Genomic DNA, 19537 nt, shown 5'->3' on the forward strand with positions numbered 1-19537 from the left:
CGAAAAACAGCATACATTGTGCTGATGCGCAGGCGTGAGGCCTGAATGTATGCGAAAAACAGCATACATTTGCTGATGCGCAGGCGTGAGGCCTGAATGTATGCGAAAAACAGCATATATTTTGCTGATACGCAGGTAATGTCGGAGTGTCCCCTCCCCCAGGTGCTCATGCTGAATCTACTCCAGCAGAAAGAGCTATCCCAAGCAGCCGTTTCATGGCTTCTGGGACAGCTCCGATTAAGCTACCGTAAATTTCATACCAGCTGTCTGCAATACTTTTCCTTGAACTTCAGTGACCCCGTCTTCTGCGGAGACCGGAATTTCCAGTGCTGCTATAAGCTTTGTCCAGAACTTAACCGCTTTTACATTCGATTTGAACATCCCCACCTCGTAGCGGCCCGAGTGCAGTTTTAAGATTTGCATGACAGCATCTTTGGCTATATTCGTGCCTCTGTATTTGGGCAATACAAACAGCTCCTGCACTGAATAGTCCACTTCCTGTGCAACATAAGGAGGAGAGGTAACCAGAATAAACCCAACGATTTTGCCATTAAACGTGATGAAGTAAGGATGCAACCGTTCATCCCTATAATATGGCGAGATGTCTTCCATTTCGTAGATGCCTTTTGTTCCAACATCCTCCTGTGAGTAAGCAGAAAGCTCGTAGAGATAATAATTAAATAAGTTCTCAAATTGTTCCTTGTTTGTATCTGTTATTGGTTGAATTGTCGCCTTCATCTTAACCCCCATAATATTATTCTCTTAACCTACTGTATCAGCACATTACGCCGAACGTAAGGGAAAAGACCGCTATAATGAACCTTACCTTTTTCAAAAGAATGCCCAGGCACTTACGGCAGCATCCCTGCCCGGTATCTGCCCGGAGATACTCCGGCTACCTTGGTGAAGCTGCGGATGAAGTTGGCGTAATCGCTGAAGCCGGACAGCTCGCAGGCGGCCGCGACGCTCTTGCCGGCGGCAAGGTGGCTCATGGCCAGGGAGATGCGCTTATTGACAATATAAGAGCGGATGGTAAGTCCCGTATGCTCTTTGAATTGCTGGCTTATATATTTGCCGCTGTAATGAAATTCCTGCTCCAGCTGAGCGGAGTAGATCGGTTCGAGCAGGTGTTCCTCGATGTAGGCCATCGTCAGCCGGACCAGCTCCGGCATGAGATTGTGCGGCAGGGCGGAGGAGGATTGCTGCAGGGTATTAATGAATACAAGCAGCCGGGTGGCATAGCAATCGGCCAGCAGGTCCTGTCCGTAATCCTGCGAGTGGAGGCTATGAATCAATTGGTCCGCCAGCCGGGAGTAGAAGGCGCACTGTTCACGGGAGAGCCGGATCAGTGTGTTCAGCCCGGAGGGTGAGGATTGGAAGCAGGCCAGCAGATTCGTCCGGCTGCTGGACAGCCGCTGAAGGGCGGACCTTCTCAGGTTCAGCCCGATCCGTTCATACGGCTGGTTGTCGGCACAGACGCACCGGTGCATCTCACCGGGCCGGATCAGGAGCAGATCGCCGGGTGTCAGCTGGTAACAGGCCTGCTCCACATACATATAGGCATTGCCTCTCAGAAACAGGTAGATTTCGTAAGCATCATGCCGGTGGTAGGGCTGAGCCGGGTTGAGCTGCTCCGTGGTGGTTGACTTGTGGAAGCAGATCATTTCTTCCGGGATCGGGGTGAACACATACTGGACATCCTGTTCCATGGCATACATCCCTTCAAATGGAAATATAGGGATTATCGGTATCCGCGCAATATATTCTCTCTGATGTGCAACGACTAGACTAGCAGATATTTACTATAATACAGGAAAAGGAAGCGCTTGCAAGTGCTGCAAGAATCATGGACAAGCCTGTATGGCGTTCATCTGCCGCTTCTAGCAGACAGGAGGTGTGGCGGGAGAAGATCCGGCAGAACTGATAGCTTAAGAATATTTCATATGAAGAGGAGCTGAAGCAATGAAGTCAAAATTCAAAAAATCACTGTTGACCCTATTGGCTAGTGTGACCATGCTGTCTGCACTGGTGATTCCCCCGCCGCCCAAAGTAAATGCGGCCAGCGATGTGACCGTCAATCTGTCCGACCAGAAGCAGGTAATTCGCGGGTTCGGGGGTATTAACCATCCGGTCTGGATCGGGGATCTGACAGCCGCGCAGCGGGAGACCGCCTTCGGCAACGGGGCGAACCAGCTTGGATTCTCGATTCTGAGAATCTCTGTAGACGAAAACCCGAACAACTGGTATAGGGAGCTGGATACGGCCAAGGCGGCCATTGCCAAGGGAGCAATCGTCTTTGCTTCGCCGTGGAATCCGCCGAGCAGTATGACAGAGACCTTCAACCGCAACGGGAATCCTTCAGCCAAGCGTCTGAGATACGACAAGTACGGCGCATATGCCCAGCATCTGAATGATTTCGTGACGTACATGAAGAATAACGGGGTTGACCTGTATGCGATTTCGGTGCAGAATGAGCCGGACTATGCCGAGACCTGGACCTGGTGGACGCCTGCCGAAATGCTGAACTTCATGAAGAATTATGCCGGTGCGATCAACTGCCGTGTCATTGCGCCGGAGTCCTTTCAATATCTGAAGAATATGTCTGACCCGATTCTGAATGATTCCCAGGCGCTGGCCAATATGGACATTCTGGGGGCGCACTTGTATGGAACTCAGGTGAACAACTTTGCCTATCCGCTCTTCAAGCAGAAGGGTGCAGGCAAAGATCTGTGGATGACCGAGGTCTACTATCCTAACAGCAATAACAACTCGGCCAACCTGTGGCCGGAAGCGCTGGAAGTGGCATACCATATGCACAATGCGCTGGTTGAAGGGGATTTCCAGGCCTATGTATGGTGGTATATCCGCCGTCAATACAGCCCGATGAATGAGGACGGCACGATCAGCAAGCGCGGGGACAGTATGGCCCAATTCTCCAAGTTCGTCCGTCCGGGTTATTTGAGAGTGGATGCCACGAAGAACCCGAATACCAATGTCTATGTCTCGGCCTACAAGGGAGATAACAAGGCAGTTATTGTCGCTATTAACAAAAGCACATCGGCCGTAAGCCAGAAGTTTGTCCTGCAGAACGGGACGGCCTCCAGTGCCTCGGCATGGATCACGGACGCGAGCCGCAAGGTTGCTGCGGGAGCATCCATCAATGTATCGAACGGTTCCTTTACAGCCCAGCTTCCGGCGCTAAGTGTAACGACCTTTGTAGCGGAACTTGGAAGCGGGGGCGGTACCGGCTCGGGAACGACTTATGAGGCTGAGACTGGCACCACACTGACGAATGCGGCCGCAGAGACAGTCAATGCCGGTTATACGGGCAGCGGCTACGTCAATTTTAATGCGGCAACAGATGCTGCGATCCAGTGGAACAGTGTGTACTGTGCGGTGGCCGGAACCAAGAATCTGAAATTCCGCTATGCCCTGGAGAGCGGCACAAGAAATCTGGATGTGTATGTGAACGGCAGCAAGGTTATCAGCAATGCCGCGTTTACCGCAACGGGTGCCTGGTCCTCCTGGGGGGAGAAGACGGTTCAGGTTCCTATGAATGTCGGCAATAATACGGTAAAAGTGGTGACTACCGGTACGGAAGGTCCGAATGTGGACAGCATTACTGTGACCGCCCAGTAGGTTCTGGAGCCTCATCGGTTCAATAGGCTGAAATTTAATCCCGGCTTGTAGACAGCAGCTTGTATAGTGCGTTTACGGGCCGGGGTTTTTGGCATTCCGCGACATCGTTTAAATTTGAAAGAGAATAGTGTTATTTTAAAATGAATCGTGCATCCTTCTGCTACAAATGTCCAAGTTCAGTTGTTAAGATATTACCAGGTAAAAACATGTAAGCGCATACAAGAGGAGGAATCTCTAGGATGAGTAAAAAGATCAGGAGAAAGGCACTCTCGGTTTCAATGGCTGGCGTGCTGCTGCTGTCCGTCATTACCCCTATGCCATTCTCTAACCCGCTTCAAGCTGCTCCGGCTGCTGCCGTTCAGGCCGCAATTGCCCCGGCACAGGTAACCGCGGACTGGTACAAGACTTACCAGACGATGGATGGTGTTGGCGCCGCTTATGCTTACACGGATTCCATCCATATGCTGCAGCTGGCGTCGGCCGGACATCAAGACACTGTCAGGCATCTGCTGGATCTGACCTTCAGTGAACAGGCAGGAACAGGCCACGATATTGTCCGGGTGATCATCGGCGACAACGGCGGCCTGACGACTTCCGGGGCTACGGCGGCCAGCCCGGGCTTCAACCCGCTCACCAGTCTTCTGGCCGATGTGAATAATCCCGGCTTCGATATTGAAGGCAATGCTATTCCCCTGCGTGGAACGGGCGGGCAATATGGATACAAAATAGAAGCGGAGAACCGCTATTACGATGGTAATACAGACAGTATCTGGCCTGTTGAACCGGAACACGCTCCAGGGACGCTGGTGCCTGTGCAGGATTTCGTATGGGATTATCCTTCCTGGGATCAGCCGGCCGCGAATGACGATGGAGGCCCGACCAATCTCCTGAGCGCGCCTGGGGATCATCCTGTGGTAATTAAGAACTCACCGCGTACCCGCAAAGAGCTGTTCGATGTGGATCAGGTCTGGACAATGCGCCAGGCGATGCAATACGGCGTCAAGCAGTTCTACGCCTGTACATGGACTGTGCCTTACTGGATGAGCCAGTCTTCGACAGGCTCCCCGAATAAGATTGTCCGCAGCGATACAGCCATGATTAATGGAAAAGCGGTGAAAATCTATTATCAGGCCTATGCCGATTATCTCGTGAATTATATCCGCGGAATGTGGGAGCAATACGGAATTCCGATTACCCATATCAATCCCTTTAATGAGGTTGATCTCGCGGGCGGGTCAGCCGCGTACGTTACCGAGCTGATTAACGGTTATATCGGTCCTGCCTTGAAGAAGTCCATGCAGCCGGGCGGCGACCTCTACGATATCAAGAATCCGGACGGCCAGCTCATTGACTTCATTCCCCAGCTTGCTGCCGTGGACGGCACCAATCTGAACGCTTCCTTAAGCAGAGGCGGCGAAGTGTTCAGTCAGACCGACCCTGACAATGCACTGGACAAAAACCCTTATCTCGACGTATTTACCACCCATCTGTATGGAACGGTCGGGATCGGCACGGATGAGAACAAGCTCTACCATACCGGTGACTTCTCCCAGAGTCCGCTGGATTACTCCAAGGATGGAAGTAAGTATCCCGAGTACCTGACCAAATACAAGCTCTGGCAGGCCGAGTTCATGAATCAGGATACCGGTGACGGATCGGCCGGTGCCTACACCCAGCGTTACGGCAACCAGAATATCAATGACGCTGTACGCTGGTCCAATCTGCTGACCAATATGTTCAGCAGCAACCCCGGATTTAACGGCTTCGTCTGGTGGAGCATGTGGGACAGCAACGGTGCGGACGGCTCCGACCTGATCCGCTTCGTGACGACCAACTCCCAGCAGGAGCCGGGACGGATCAGCACGCTGACGGGGGAATACCGCTTGTTCAAGCGCTTCTACGGCTATGGGCATTTCTCCCGGTTCATGAATCCCGGAGATGTACGGTTTGATGTGACACGGGTACCTGCGGCCGATATCAACGTGGTCGCCTTCAAGAGCCCGGATACCAATGATTTCTCGATGACAGTATCGAATGCCAAGAATGATGACAGCGTTCAGCCGCTTGAATTCAATCTGAAGGACTTCCCGGCGGGCACGACAAGCGTAACCGTGTTCCGGACTTCAGGCAGCGAGAATCAGAAGAAGCTGGCCACGATTCCGGTAACGGGCGGCAAGTTCGTTGTTGACATTCCGTCGGCCAGCATCGTAACGGTGGTTCCGTCCCAAGGCAAATTCGCCACGTACCAGGGACTTGACGGCGAGCGCGATATTTTTTCAACGCTGGAAGCAGAGGGGAATGACAACAGCGTGCCCGGCGATAGTGCAGGTAATGCGGGCCGTGCGAATGAGGCAGTGACACTGGGTGCAGGCGGTTATCTCGCCTATAGAAACCTGAACTTTGCAGATGGCTCCGCGAACGGCGGCGTTGTACGCAGACACTTGCTGTACCTGACCGCCCAGAGTAAGTCGGCTCAAGGAGGTAAGCTCGCCGCCTATGTGCTTCCGGTGGGAACCGCTGTCGGCAATAGCGCCGATATCCTGTCCCAAGGCACGCGCGTAGCAGAAATTCCGGTACCAGCCAATGAGGTATACGGTAAATTCCAGGACATGGTCGATACAGGCGATCTTAGTGCTTACGGCCATAAGGATCTGTATATTGTGGCCGAACCTAACGGGACTGCGGGTACCCTCACCGTTGACCGCTTCCTGTTCGGAGCAGGCGATGCCGACTGGAGTACTGCGGCTAATAACTCTACAGTATTCATACCAGGCAATCTGCTGCTCAACGGGGATTTTGATACGGCGACCGCTTCCAATACAGACAACTGGTCTGCAGGACGTTACAACAAGGGAACCTTTGAGCCTGCTGCCGCAGGACCTGTGTTAACGGCGGATACCATACAGAGCTATTCGGGTCTGTCACGTTACCTGAAGAACAGCTCCACCTCGAAGGTTGCCGGTTCCGGCAAGCTTGCTGGCCGCATCGACGCTGCGCAGCAGTATGACGGAATGTGGCAGGATGTTACCGGTAAGCTGAACAAGGGAGAGAGCTATAACTTCAAGGGCTACTTCCTCTCGATGATGAGCCGTCCGGAGAGCTATGATGTGGCTGCGGAGCATCCGGGTGATGTCGAAGCGGCGCTGGTGTATTACGACGGGAACGGGAACCAGCTCGGCATGACTCCGATCAATGGCCGCGATATGCCTGAACCGTACGCAGCCCGTGAAGCCGGTGATCCTGCATACTGGGCGGGCGGCAAATTCATCGGACGCATTCTTGAGGGCGGGCCGCTCAGCTTAAGCTCCTTCCAGCCTGTGGATGTGAAGGTGGCGGACTGGCATGAGACGCCTAATGCTCCGTTTACCTATGATGAGCCGGCAGGTACGGCCAAGGTGGTGCTGGCGGTGTATGCAAAGGATGCCAACATCCTCTACGCCGATCAGCTATCACTGACGCCGGAGGCTGTGACTTCGCGCAATATTTTCGTGGATGGCGTTCAGCCGTCTAACTTCGATGCCGCGAAGTATGAATACAAGTACACGGTTACCGGGAACACCGTGCCGAAGGTAACAGCATCAACCAATGACCCGTCTGAAATCGTAAGCATCTCCCAGGCGGACAGTGCGCAAGGCACGGCAGTAGTCCGGTTCGTCAAAGGAGAACAGATCAAGACTTATAAAATATTCTTCAGTACCAACGAGGTGGTTGATTTCTCAAATGGCCTTCCGGCGGGCTGGGAAGTCATCAATCCGGCTGATCCGCAGACTGCCCTTGGCTATAGCGCGGAGGGCGCGGCCATTCAGACCTTGAAGGGCGACACGGAATATCCGGGCAGCCATAATATGCTGCAGATGCCGGGTTCGGCTGAAGGTAACTGGACACTTACAGCGAAGCTTACGGTAGACAAACCGCTTAATGATTCGTCGGTGGGTGAGAATTCCCAAGCAGGACTTGGCATCAGCCGGACTACAAACGGTGAATTTTACCGGATCAATGCCAGGAAGGTAAGCGCCAATATCAAAGTGAATAATTCGGGGTTAATAGGCAATCAGCCCTTCACGAACAATACGAATCAGACGAATCTGAGCGGCACGAACTATTATTTGCGGATTGCAAAAGAGGGCAATGTGGTTCAAGGGTATTTCTCCACGAACAGCGGTTCTTCCTGGACGGCGATGGGCAATCCGTCAACGTATACCCCGGACTTCTTCAAGGATGCCAAGGTGCAGTTGTACGGAACCAATACGAGCGCTGTAACGGACTTCAAAGTCACCTTCTCTGGGGTCACACTGGTGAAGACCCTGGGCGAGACGGGACAAATCTGGCCTGAGGGAAGCAAGCTTGAAGCTACCGGTGTTACGCGCAACGGGGTTACCTTATCGTGGCCGGCGGCAATGGATAATCTGGGTGTTACCGGCTACCGCATCTACAACGGGATCGATGCCGAGCCGCTGCTTGTAACCGGCATTGAGCCGGTGGAGACCGGAGCCGGAGCCGTATACCGTTATGAGGTATCCGGGCTGTTGCCGAACACGCAGTATACCTTCAAGGTGGAGGCAAGAGATGCTGCGGGGAATTGGAGTAAGGACGGACCGAGCGCCATGGTGACCACTCTGCCGGGTGAAGACATCACACCGCCGGTCTGGGCGGAAGGCAGTACACTTGCCGCTTCCGGCATCACAAGTAGCGGGCTGACGCTGACCTGGTCGGCTTCGGCCACAGATGACAGCGGCATCTACGGTTACCGGATTACGAACGGAACCGGAGACCAGCCGATTACGGTTACAGATGCTGTGTACACGGAGACCGTAACCGGTGCTGTATATAGTTATCAGGTAACGGGATTACAGCCGGGTAAGCAGTATACGTTCAAAGTGGAGGCAGGCGATATGGGCGGCAATTGGAGCGAGGGTGGGCCTTCGGTGTCAGCAACCACGCTGCCTGCTACCGACACCACACCTCCGGTCTGGACGGAGGGCAGCAAGCTTGAAGCTTCACGGATCACGGCATCCGGCCTGACATTAACCTGGACGCGGGCTGAGGATGAGACGGGAGTGACAAGCTACAGAATCTATAAGGAATCGGAGGAGATAGCGGCGTTACCTGGTACGGTGCTGCAGTATGAGGTAGCCGGACTTGCTGCGGAAAAAGAGTATCATTTCTCGGTGCAGGCCGGGGATGAGGCAGGGAACTGGAGCACGAATGGTCCCGCCCTATCTGTAACTACGCTAAAAGACAGCAGCGGTCCGTCTGAGCCGACGCCAACACCAACAACACGACCAACACCAACACCAACACCAACACCAACACCAACACCAACACCGACACCGACGCCAATATCGACACCAGCGCCGACATCTGCGCCAGGTTCTATCCCGTCATCTGCACCAACGCCTACCCCTGTGCCTGGAGCAGTAGTGTCGCCATCGCCGTCACCAGCTGTAACTTCGGCACCTTCACCGGTGCCTGCCAGCCCATTCCAGGATGTGCAGGCCAAGTATAGATGGGCTTCTGAGGCGATTGACACGCTATACGGGATGGGTATAATCACAGGAATCTCCAGTACCACGTTTAACCCGGAGAAGAACATCACGAGAGCGGATTTTGTGCTGATGCTGGTGCGGGCACTGGGACTTGAAGCAGAGGCAGATTCCAGCTTCGCGGATGTCAGTCAGGGTGCCTACTATTATGAAGCATTGAGCATTGCGAAGAAGCTGGGAATCATCCAGGGAGTAGACGGAAGCAGGTTCAATCCGAAGGGAGAAATCACCAGACAGGATATGATGGTCATCGCTGCCAGAGCACTTATGGCGGTGAACAAATTGACGGTTAGCGGCAGTGCGGGAGACTTAAACGGCTATACGGACAGCAGTAAAATAGCGAAGTATGCCGTAGATAGTGTAGCCGCTCTGGTCAGAGACGGCATCGTGCGGGGAGACGGCATATCCATTCATCCCGCCGCAGCCACCACCCGGGCGGAAGCCGCCGTCATGATTTTCCGTATGCTGAAGAAGTAATGAAGTAACACCCCGCAGGTAAAACCATAGAATCACATCAAATAACCCTCACGGCCGCGAGCGTCCACCCATCGGAAGATGGGCCGGATTTCGCTGGCCGGAGGGGATTTTTGAGTAATATAAACTCCCGCGTACCAAGCGCAATCCCTCGCCGTACCTACCACCGAACAAACCAGCATACTAATAATCCCGGGTGATCCCGGAAACAAGAAGCTACCAGGACCGGAATTGTTGGATAAAGTACACTTGCTGATGAGCGAATGGACACTACTGGAGCAGCAGTTGAAAAAAAATCCCTAGGATATCAGCGAATTAAGATATGTTTTTCCAAGTGTTTGCGGCTTGAAGGTGTGCGTGGAAGCTACTCCCCAATAACCGCAATATCCGTGTTGATCCATTTGGCTGTGTCTACGCTCTTGGCCAGTAGAAGCAGCGTGTTGATGATATCCTCACCCCAGTTCTGCTCGTTCTGTGAGATCACCCGGGTAATCTGGCCGTTATCCAGCGCCTGCTGCAAGGCAGGGGTCAGGCCTAGGGCGAGGTTATAACGCTTCAGCCCCTTGGCCTTCCAGACCAGCACAGAGCTGGTGCTGGAGACGAAATCCAGATTGACCAGCGCGCTGAAATGGGGATGATCCGAGATCATCTGCTCCAGCTGCCCGGCAGCCCGCTCCTCACTGCCGTCGTTGTGACGGATCTCCAGTACATCGATGTCTGTATGCTGAGTCAGGTAAGCTTCAAATCCCAGCAGACGTTCCCGGGTGCTCTGCATCCGGGACATCCCGGACTCGACCAGAATCATTCCTTTGCCGCTTAGCAGGCGCTCCACCGTCTGTCCCATCACTGCGCCGGTTGCGCGGTTATCTGCCCCGATATAGGCTGCTCTCCGGCTGGCAGGCGAATCCGATTCGAAGCAGACCACGGGAATCCCTTGGGCGGCCGCTTTGTTAATCATGGCGGTGAGCGCCTGCGAATCCACCGGAGCAATCGCAATGCCGTCTACCCCCCGTTTAATCATCATCTCCATGATGCGGATCTGCTGCTCCAGATTGGCTTCATCGGGAGCTTGCACCAGCAGCTCCACATTATGCTTCCGGGCTACCGCTTCCGCTTTGCCGGTGATCATCTCATAGGTGGCATTCACCATAGGGTAGATGATGCCGAAGGTCAGCCGAGGTTCTTCGCTCGTGCTTGCCGGGGAATCTCCAACGCCCATCTGATGAGTATCCGCTGCTCCGGCAGCCTTAAGGCAGCCGCCAAGCAGGCAGCCTGCCGTCAGCAGCAGGAGAACCACGGACCAGCCCCGCAGCCTATTTACGCTCACGCATTTCCCGCCCCTCTGCGGATCGTCTGCAGTTGCTCCTCGGGTTTTCCCTGCTTGCGGAATTCCATGGGCGTCATCCCCGTTACTTTTTTAAACAGATTGGAGAAATAATGCTGATCGTTGTAGCCGACCAGATAGGCGATTTCAAAGGTTTTGTGCCCCGTGGATTTCAGCAGCTCCTTGGCCCGGTCCATACGTGTAGCTGTCAGGAATTCCGTGATGGTCTGTCCGGTCGCCTGACTGAAGGTCTTGCTCAGATGGCTGGGACTGACCCTGACCACCTTGGAGATGTCATTCAGGGAGAGCTGCTCCTTGTCGTATTGCTCCCGGATATACTGCTTCACCCGGTCGATCAGCTCACGGTGCTTGTCTGCGCCTTCGGACCGCCATTCCCACAGCCGCTCGTACAGCTGCTTGAGATACTGAAGGCCGTCATCACTGCTGGAGATTTGCTTCAGCTGTGTCTGCAATTCCTGGAGGATGCCGGCGTGGCCCGCCGCTGCGCGGAACCCGTTCTTCGCCGTCTGCACCAGCTCCAGGGTGATATCGTTCATCAGGTAACAGGCATATCCTGAGTTCCAGTTCATCTGCTCAAGCTCCTTGGACAGCTCCAGCAGGAAGCCGGACATCTGCCTGTGGTCGCCTGACTTCAGGAACTGGACCAGCCGGCTTCTGTCGAGCAGAACCCCATGGGCGCTAGGGTCATAATACGCCTCAAGCATGGCGGCGGAATGCATTCTGGACATCTGCTTGAACATCCGGTCATTCTCAGCCTCCAGATAGGAGAGATGAATGCCCTGAAGACGTTCGCAGACCTTGCCCCGGCTGACGGACAGCTCCAGCCCGCAGCCTTCCCTCAGCCGCTGCTTCGCAGCCGTGCACAGGTCATCCAGAGCGCAGGTCATCCGGAGCGGATCACTGCCTTTATAGATCAGGACCATCTCCATGCGGCTGCGCTTGTAGATGAAGCTGTCGGCCGCCTCCTTGAGCAGGCCCGCTAACAGCGCCTCTGCATCCGGTGAAGCGGGGGGAAGCTCAGGGGCCTCCTCCATATTCTGCGGATGCAGAGTAAATATAGCGGCGGCGTAGTAAGGAGCTGTTAACTGCAGCTCAAGCTGGGCCGCTGCTTCGTAGGCGGCAGCGGTGCTGATCAGGCCTCCGCACAGATCGGCGAACAGGTTCTCGGGGGTGTAGGCATATTTGTGCCTGATCCGTAATTCCTCATCAATCCGTGCGCTGACGCTGCGCAGAAGCTGCAGCAGGTCGGCTGCGCTGAACGGCTTCAGGCAGTAATCCTCAACCCCCAGGCGCAGCGCCTGCTGGGCATACTGGAAGTCATCATGGCCGCTGAGAATGATGATTTTGATCTGCGGGAATTTCTGGCGGACGACAGAGGTAAGCTCCAGGCCGTTCATGAACGGCATTTTGATATCGGTAATCAGAATGTCGGGCAGCTGCGCTTCAATAATAGGCAGCGCCAGCTCACCATCGGGAGCGTCACCGCAATAGAGGAAGCCCTCCTTCTCCCAATCGATGCATTCCCGGATATTCTCGCGGATCAGGATCTCGTCATCCACCAGCATAATCTTCTTCATCACTAGACCCCCCTGTTCTTGGGTATGCGAACTGTAATCTGTGTGCCATAGCCTTCCGAGCTGTCCAGACGGATACCATATTCGGGCCCAAAATACAGCCGCAGCCGCTGATGCACATTCTGCAGGCCGAAGCCGCCCTGGCCGGTGTCCTCAGGTTCCTCCGACTGAATGGGATGCTCAACCGATTCCCTTAGCGCCTCCAGCCGCCCGGCGGGGATGCCGATGCCATTGTCCGAGACCGTAAGCATAATGGTGCCTCCGTCGGTGTACGCGCCGATGCGGATCAGTCCCATGCCCCGCTTATTCTTGATTCCGTGATACAGGGCGTTCTCGACCAGCGGCTGCAGGGTCATATTCAGAATCGGATACTCCTGCAGCTCCTCCGCCACTTCCAGCTTGAACTCCAGGATGTCGTGGTAGCGCATCTGCTGGATGATCAGATAGCTCTGCACATGGGCCAGCTCGGAGCGGATCTGTATCCAGTCGCGCCCGTTGTTGAGGCTAAGCCGGAAGAACGCGGATAACGCCTTCACCAGCCGGATCACGCCATCGTGATTCCCCGCTTCCGCCATCCAGACAATAGAATCGAGAGTGTTATATAGAAAATGAGGGTTAATCTGCGCCTGAAGCGTCCGCAGCTCTGCCTTTTGCAGCTGCTGCTGCTTACGGATGCTCTGGGCCAGCAGCTCTTTGATCTGCCCGACCATGATGTTGAAGCTCTGTCCGAGATCGGCGATCTCATCGGTGCCATCCGGCTTGACTTTGGCTTCCAGATAGCCACTTGCGGTCAGACGCATCTTGTGCTGGAGCAGCTGGATGGGCCGGGTTAGCCGCCGGGTCAGCAGATAATGAAGCGTGATCGCAAAAATAATGCTTAAGCCCACGCTGACAATAATCAACTGCCTAATCCGGTTCGCCTCGGCCACAATCTCCTGCAGCGGGGCTATGCCGATAATCGTCCAGCCTGTCGCCAGCGACGAGGTATGGACGATGAACCGGGGCGGGCCGCCCGTCTGAAGCACGAAGCTGCCGCTTCGGCCCCGTTCCCCCGCAGGAATCAGGTTGTCCTGAATGACGGCCAGCTCTCCCGCCCGCACAGGAGGGACATAGAGGGGACGGTTCTGCTCGTCCAGCAGGTAGAAGAATCCGGTAGTGCCGATCGTCACCTTGTCGCAGAACTCTTTAATGAAGGAATCGCTCAGATCCACAATGATATAACCGATGACCTCATGCGTAATCCGCTGCTTGACCGCCGTCATAATCGAGATCACGCCCTCGTCCCCGTAGGTGAATCCGTCCACCCGGTCATAGCCGGTAATCAGCGGCGGGGGCACCCGAAGAATAAGCTCCGGCTGCTGGGATAACGCCTGAAAATGCGGATTACGCAGCGGGTTGCTGGCCGACTGGAAGATTCCCCGGCGCTCGCTGATGCCTTTGCCGTACAGATTAATCAGGCTGATGTTGAGCACATTCTCATACTTGTAGGTGTCCCGGTAGAGGGTGAAGGTCTGCAGAATATCCTTGGCCTCCTGATAGGTCTCCGACTGTGAGAACAGAAAGTGGATGACCTGAGGATTATTGCTAAGCTCCAGCAGACGCTCGGTATCCTTGAACAGGTTGTCCATATTCGTTCCCAGCATATCGGCCTGAAGCATGCTTGAAGCCTTGCTGTGACTGGAGATGGATTGGTAGGATTTCTGGTAGGAAATGAGGCCGACGGCAATCAGCGGTATGGTGGACAGCACTATGAACAAAGCCAGCAGTTTGGCTCTAAGACTGGAGGAGATCCAGCGTGTAATCCGCATTATCGGGAATTCCCTTTCACAAGTAGAGTAGATGCCGTTCCTAGCTCTATTTTATAACAAATATTGGAATACCGAAACAAAAAAGAAAGCGCAAACAAAATATCCACCTTTTGAATAAAAAAGTACACCAAAACACCCGCCCGGGGGCAATAAACCCAAAATTAGAAAGCAAACGCCAAAGGCTGCCCGTATAATGCCCTTCTGTAAGCGTTCTATAATGGGCACAACACCGGAACAAGGTGAACGTCAAGGGGGAGGAATAACGAGATATGAAAAAGCTTGGAAAAGTGGGGGCTGTGCTGGCCCTGACCCTGTCTATGACCCTGTTAGGGGCATGCAGCAGCAATAACGGCGGGAACACGGCGGCGGATGCGGGCAAGACAGACAGTGCAGCAACGAAGGCGCCGGCGGCAAATGCCACCAAAGAGGCCAAGGACATCACGCTCGGCTTCTCACAGGTTGGGGCGGAGAGCGGCTGGCGCAGCGCGAATACGAAGTCCATTCAGGATTCAGCCAAGGAAGCGGGCTACACACTGAAATTCTCGGATGCCCAGCAGAAGCAGGAGAATCAGATTAAGGCACTGCGTTCTTTTATCCAGCAAAAGGTCGATGTCATCTCCTTCTCTCCGGTAGTAGAATCCGGCTGGGATACTGTGCTGAAGGAAGCGAAAGCGGCGGGCATTCCTGTGGTTCTGACCGACCGTGCGGTAGATTCCAAGGATACCTCGCTGTATGTTACCTTCCTGGGCTCCGATTTCGTGGAAGAAGGCCGCAAGGCAGGGAAGTGGCTGACCGAGCAGTATAAGGACGCTTCAGAGGACGTTAACATTGTGGAGCTGCAGGGAACTACAGGCTCTGCTCCGGCCAATGACCGGATGGCAGGCTTCGCCGAGACCATTAAGGATAACCCGCACCTCAAGGTCATTGCTTCACAGACCGGCGACTTCACCCGCGCCAAGGGCAAGGAAGTCATGCAGGCCTTCCTGAAGGCCAATAAGGATATCGATGTGCTGTATGCCCATAACGACGATATGGCGCTGGGGGCGATTCAGGCGATTGAAGCAGCAGGTCTGAAGCCGGGCCAGGATATCAAGATTATCTCTGTCGATGCCGTGAAGGACGGCATGCAGGCCGCCAGTGAAGGTAAAATCAACTTCATCGTCGAGTGCAACCCGCTGCTTGGACCTCAGCTGATGCAGGTAGTGAAGGATGTGGTCGACGGCAAGCCGGTAGAGGCCCGGATCGTGACCGAGGAGACAACCTTCACTTCCGAGCAGGCCAAGGAAGCTTTGCCTAGCCGCCAGTATTAAATATTGTATAAGAAGAACTTAAGAAATTAACGAAAAGCAAAAAGAAGCGGAGGGGAAATTTGGAACTGTAGGAGCGGCAGCGACCGCCTTTGTCACCGGATTTCAACCGCGAAGAGCGGATTAAATCAAGAAATCTGGTGACAACAGCGGCCGTAAGTCCAAATGTTCACCGCAGTGACGACCAAGCTTCAAGTTCAAACTTAAGTGCGTGGAGAATAAGGAGTGGATATAGCCTTGAGCATACAGCAGCCCATACTGCAAATGACCCGGATACATAAACGGTTTCCGGGGGTGAAAGCCCTGACAGATGTGAGTCTGCGCCTGTTCCCCGGCGAGGTTCATGCCTTGATGGGCGAGAATGGCGCCGGCAAGTCCACCTTGATCAAGGTGTTGACCGGCGTCTATTCGATTGACGAGGGCCTTGTGGAGATGGAGGGTACCGCCATCTTCATGCGCAGCCCGCAGGAATCACAGTCTGCGGGCATCAGCACCGTGTACCAGGAGGTGAATCTGTGCCCCAACCTGACCGTGGCCGAGAACATCTTCATCGGCCGGGAGCCGCGGCGGTTCGGCTGCATCCAGTGGAAGCAGATGAATCTGCGGGCAGAAGAGCTGCTCCGGGAACGGATGAATCTGCACATCGACGTCACCCTGCCTCTACAGAGCTACTCTGTTGCAGTTCAGCAATTGGTTGCCATTGCCAGAGCGCTGAATATCTCAGCGAAGGTGCTGATTCTGGATGAGCCGACCTCAAGCCTGGATCAGAATGAAGTGGATCAGCTGTTCCGCATTATGAGGAAGCTTCAGCAGGAGGGGCTGTCGATCCTGTTTGTGACGCATTTTCTGGACCAGATGTATGAAATCTCCGACCGGGTCACCATTCTGCGCGGCGGTGAGCTGGTCGGAGAATACATGGCGAACGAGCTAAGCCGCCTGGATCTCGTACTCAAAATGATCGGCAAGGAGCTTCATCTGTTGGATGAGCTGCCTGAGCTTGCAGCACAGGACAAGAACAGCCTGGGCGATGAGCTGCTGAGGGCGGAAGGGCTGGGCCGCCGGGGCGGAATCGAGCCGTTCGACCTGAATATCCGTAAGGGAGAGGTCGTCGGACTGGCCGGGCTGCTGGGTTCCGGGCGGACGGAGGCGGCACGGCTGTTGTTCGGTGCCGACAAGCCGGACTTCGGGCAAGTGATCCTGCCGTCAACTGGCGGCGGGGTGCACTCCCCCCGGGAAGCCATAGGACGGCGGATCGCCTTCTGCTCGGAGAACCGCAAGACCGAGGGAATCATCGGCGATCTGACAGTAAGAGAGAACATTATTCTGGCGCTCCAGGCCAAGGACGGGATGTTCAAGACGATCCCGCGCAAGCGGCAGGAGGAGCTGGCCGGAGAATACATCCGCATGCTGAATATCAACCCTCCCAGCCCGGACCAGCTGATCAAGAACCTCAGCGGCGGCAATCAGCAGAAGGTGCTGCTGGCCCGCTGGCTGCTGACGGAGCCGGAGCTGTTCATCCTCGATGAGCCGACGCGGGGCATCGATATCGGAGCCAAGGCAGAGATTCAGAAGCTGGTGCTGACGCTCTCCCGGCAGGGGATGTCGTTCCTGTTCATCTCCTCGGAGCTGGAGGAGGTGCTGCGGGTCAGCGACCGGATCGCCATTCTGCGCGACCGCCGCAAGGTGAAGGAAATTTCAGAGAAGGACATGAGCCAGCAGCAGATTATGCAGGCGATTGCGGGAGGCTGAACCGATCATGAGCTCAATAATGAAGCATCATTTATTCTGGCCGCTGTGCGTTCTGGCTGCACTGCTGCTGTTCAATCTGTGTTATTCGCCGGATTTCTTCTCGATCACCGTCCATGACGGGCATTTATACGGCAGCTTGATCGATATTCTGAACTTCGGTGCCCCGCTGATTCTGGTAGCTATCGGGATGACGCTGGTAGTGGCTACCAAGGGGATCGACCTGTCGGTCGGTTCCATAGTAGCCATCTCAGGCGCCATCGCCTGTCTGAGCATCAGCAGAGCAGCGGATCAGAACAGTCTGGGGCTGATCCTGACCTCGGTGCTGCTCGCCGCAGGCTTGTCCCTGATGCTGGGGGCCTGGAACGGACTGCTGGTCTCAGGGGCCGGGATTCAGCCGATTATTGCCACACTGATTCTGATGGTTGCGGGAAGAGGCATCGCCCAGCTCATTACCGGCGGACAGATTATTACGGTAACCAGCACCAAGTATGCGTTCATCGGGTCCGGTTCACTGGCGGCGCTGCCTTTCTCCATTTTTGTCGTAGCGCTGGTTCTGGTGATCGCTCTGCTGCTTACCCGGCGGACGGCCCTCGGCCTGTTCATCGAATCGGTGGGCTGTAATCCGGCCGCCAGCAGGATGTCCGGCATCCGTGCCCACTTAGTCATCTTATCTGTCTATGTGTTCTGCGGCTTATGCGCCGGCATCGCCGGCCTGCTGCTCAGCTCGAATGTCTCCAGCGCTGACGGCAATAATGCCGGTCTCTGGTATGAGCTGGACGCTATTCTCGCCGTGGTCATCGGCGGGACGTCGCTGAACGGCGGCCGCTTCTATCTTACCGGCACCGTGATCGGAGCGCTGATCATCCAGACGCTGACCACCACCATTTACATGATCGGCGTGCCGCCGGAGATTACGCTGGTTGTTAAGGCCTGTGTCGTCCTGGCCGTCTGCCTGATCCAGTCGGACACTTTCCGCGCTGCGGTTGCCGCCCGCTGGAAGTCGCGGCATTACCCCGCTGAGAAGGAGATGAGCCGCCATGCCTCTTAACCGCAAGTATATTCCGATCGTTGTCACCATTCTGCTGTTCATCGTCATGTTCACCGCCGGTTCCTTCCGGTACACAGGCTTCTTCTCTCTCCAGGTGCTGATGAATCTGCTGGTGGACAATGCTTTTCTGCTAATAACGGCTGTGGGCATGTCCTTCGTCATCCTGTCCGGCGGCATCGATCTGTCGGTCGGCTCGGTGATTGCGTTATCCACAATGGTCTCGGCGAGCCTTGTGCAGCAGCAGGGCTGGCCGCCCGCCGTGGTGATCCCGATTGTGCTCCTGATGGGTGCCGTATTCGGCACGGCTATGGGAGCGATTATCCATTATTTCTCCATCCAGCCGTTCATCGTCACACTGGCCGGAATGTTCCTGGCCCGGGGCTTATGCTATGTCATCAGCATCGATACCATCACCATCGATAACACCTTCTACACCGCCATGGCCCAGACGCGAATTCCGCTGCCGGGAGGCAGCTTCCTCTCCATCAGCGCGGTTATCGCCATACTTGTCGTTGCCGCCGCAATCTTCACGGCCCACTATACCCGGTTCGGTCGCAATGTGTATGCCCTTGGAGGCAGTGAGCAATCGGCGCTGCTGATGGGGCTGCCTGTGGCGAGAACCAAGGTACTGGTCTATACGCTTAGCGGGCTATGCTCGGCGCTGGCAGGCGTGGTGTTCACCTTTTACATGCTGTCGGGGTATGGGCTGCATGCCGTCGGCTTCGAGCTGGACACGATCGCGGCGGTCGTCATTGGCGGCACACTGCTGACCGGAGGGGTCGGATATGTGCTGGGCACCTTCTTCGGTGTACTGATTCAAGGCGTCATTCAGACGATTATCAGCTTCGAGGGCACACTCAGCTCCTGGTGGACGAAGATCGTCATCGGCCTGCTGCTGTTCATCTTCATCCTGCTGCAGCGGGTGCTAAGCTCCAGGCGGCTGACTTTAAAAGAATAAGTACGGAGATCGGGGAGACAAATCATACTTGTCTCTCCATTTTTTTGAAATATAATAATGTATAGGTTTCACGCTATACATTATCCTTCTAT

At 55.0% G+C, this 19537-nt stretch carries 11 protein-coding genes; 6 read left to right on the top strand and 5 right to left on the bottom strand.

Going from position 1 to position 19537, the window contains the following annotated elements:
* Positions 1-237: 237 nt before the first annotated feature.
* The gene (locus MKX51_RS11035; RefSeq protein ID WP_340992376.1) at positions 238-738 is read right to left on the bottom strand and encodes a GNAT family N-acetyltransferase; all 501 of its coding nucleotides are present in this window, start codon (positions 736-738) and stop codon (positions 238-240) included.
* A gap of 113 nt (positions 739-851) precedes the next feature.
* A complete protein-coding gene (locus MKX51_RS11040; RefSeq protein ID WP_340992377.1) occupies positions 852-1709 on the bottom strand; it encodes an AraC family transcriptional regulator in 858 nt (285 codons plus the stop codon).
* A 253-nt stretch (positions 1710-1962) separates the two neighbouring features.
* On the opposite strand from MKX51_RS11040, the gene MKX51_RS11045 reads away from it, so the two are divergent.
* Entirely contained in the window at positions 1963-3639 is a 1677-nt protein-coding gene (locus MKX51_RS11045; RefSeq protein ID WP_340992378.1) for a carbohydrate-binding protein, read from the top strand.
* A 239-nt stretch (positions 3640-3878) separates the two neighbouring features.
* Positions 3879-9659 carry an S-layer homology domain-containing protein gene (locus MKX51_RS11050; protein ID WP_340992379.1) on the top strand — a complete coding sequence of 1927 codons (5781 nt, stop codon included), beginning with the start codon at positions 3879-3881 and terminating at the stop codon, positions 9657-9659.
* A gap of 361 nt (positions 9660-10020) precedes the next feature.
* Here the strand turns inward: MKX51_RS11050 and MKX51_RS11055 are convergent, their stop codons facing one another.
* Genes MKX51_RS11055 through MKX51_RS11065 form a run of 3 tightly spaced genes read right to left on the bottom strand, consistent with a single transcriptional unit; the run spans position 10021 to position 14383 of the window.
* Positions 10021-10983 (bottom strand): sugar ABC transporter substrate-binding protein, encoded by a 963-nt coding sequence (locus MKX51_RS11055; RefSeq protein WP_340992380.1) that lies wholly within the window; start codon positions 10981-10983, stop codon positions 10021-10023.
* Positions 10980-12578: a response regulator transcription factor gene (locus tag MKX51_RS11060; RefSeq protein ID WP_340992381.1), complete on the bottom strand. Its 1599-nt coding sequence runs from the start codon at positions 12576-12578 to the stop codon at positions 10980-10982. The genes MKX51_RS11055 and MKX51_RS11060 overlap by 4 nt, the downstream gene beginning before the upstream one ends.
* Before the next feature lie 2 nt (positions 12579-12580).
* Positions 12581-14383: a cache domain-containing sensor histidine kinase gene (locus MKX51_RS11065; protein WP_340992382.1), complete on the bottom strand. Its 1803-nt coding sequence runs from the start codon at positions 14381-14383 to the stop codon at positions 12581-12583.
* A gap of 269 nt (positions 14384-14652) precedes the next feature.
* Here MKX51_RS11065 and MKX51_RS11070 point away from each other — a divergent pair, with 269 nt between their 5' ends.
* The 4 genes from MKX51_RS11070 (at position 14653) to yjfF (ending at position 19445) form a co-directional block, all read left to right on the top strand.
* Positions 14653-15693 (top strand): ABC transporter substrate-binding protein, encoded by a 1041-nt coding sequence (locus MKX51_RS11070; protein ID WP_036729933.1) that lies wholly within the window; start codon positions 14653-14655, stop codon positions 15691-15693.
* Positions 15694-15915: 222 nt separating this feature from the next.
* On the top strand, positions 15916-17439 hold the full coding sequence (locus tag MKX51_RS11075; RefSeq protein WP_340992383.1) for a sugar ABC transporter ATP-binding protein: 1524 nt from the start codon (positions 15916-15918) through the stop codon (positions 17437-17439).
* Positions 17440-17446: 7 nt separating this feature from the next.
* Entirely contained in the window at positions 17447-18487 is a 1041-nt protein-coding gene (locus MKX51_RS11080; protein ID WP_340992384.1) for an ABC transporter permease, read from the top strand.
* Positions 18477-19445 carry a galactofuranose ABC transporter, permease protein YjfF gene (gene yjfF, locus MKX51_RS11085; RefSeq protein WP_340941678.1) on the top strand — a complete coding sequence of 323 codons (969 nt, stop codon included), beginning with the start codon at positions 18477-18479 and terminating at the stop codon, positions 19443-19445. The genes MKX51_RS11080 and yjfF overlap by 11 nt, the downstream gene beginning before the upstream one ends.
* Positions 19446-19537 lie beyond the last annotated feature (92 nt).

This window comes from Paenibacillus sp. FSL M7-0420, assembly GCF_038002345.1.
In the GTDB taxonomy this organism is placed as follows: domain Bacteria; phylum Bacillota; class Bacilli; order Paenibacillales; family Paenibacillaceae; genus Paenibacillus_AQ.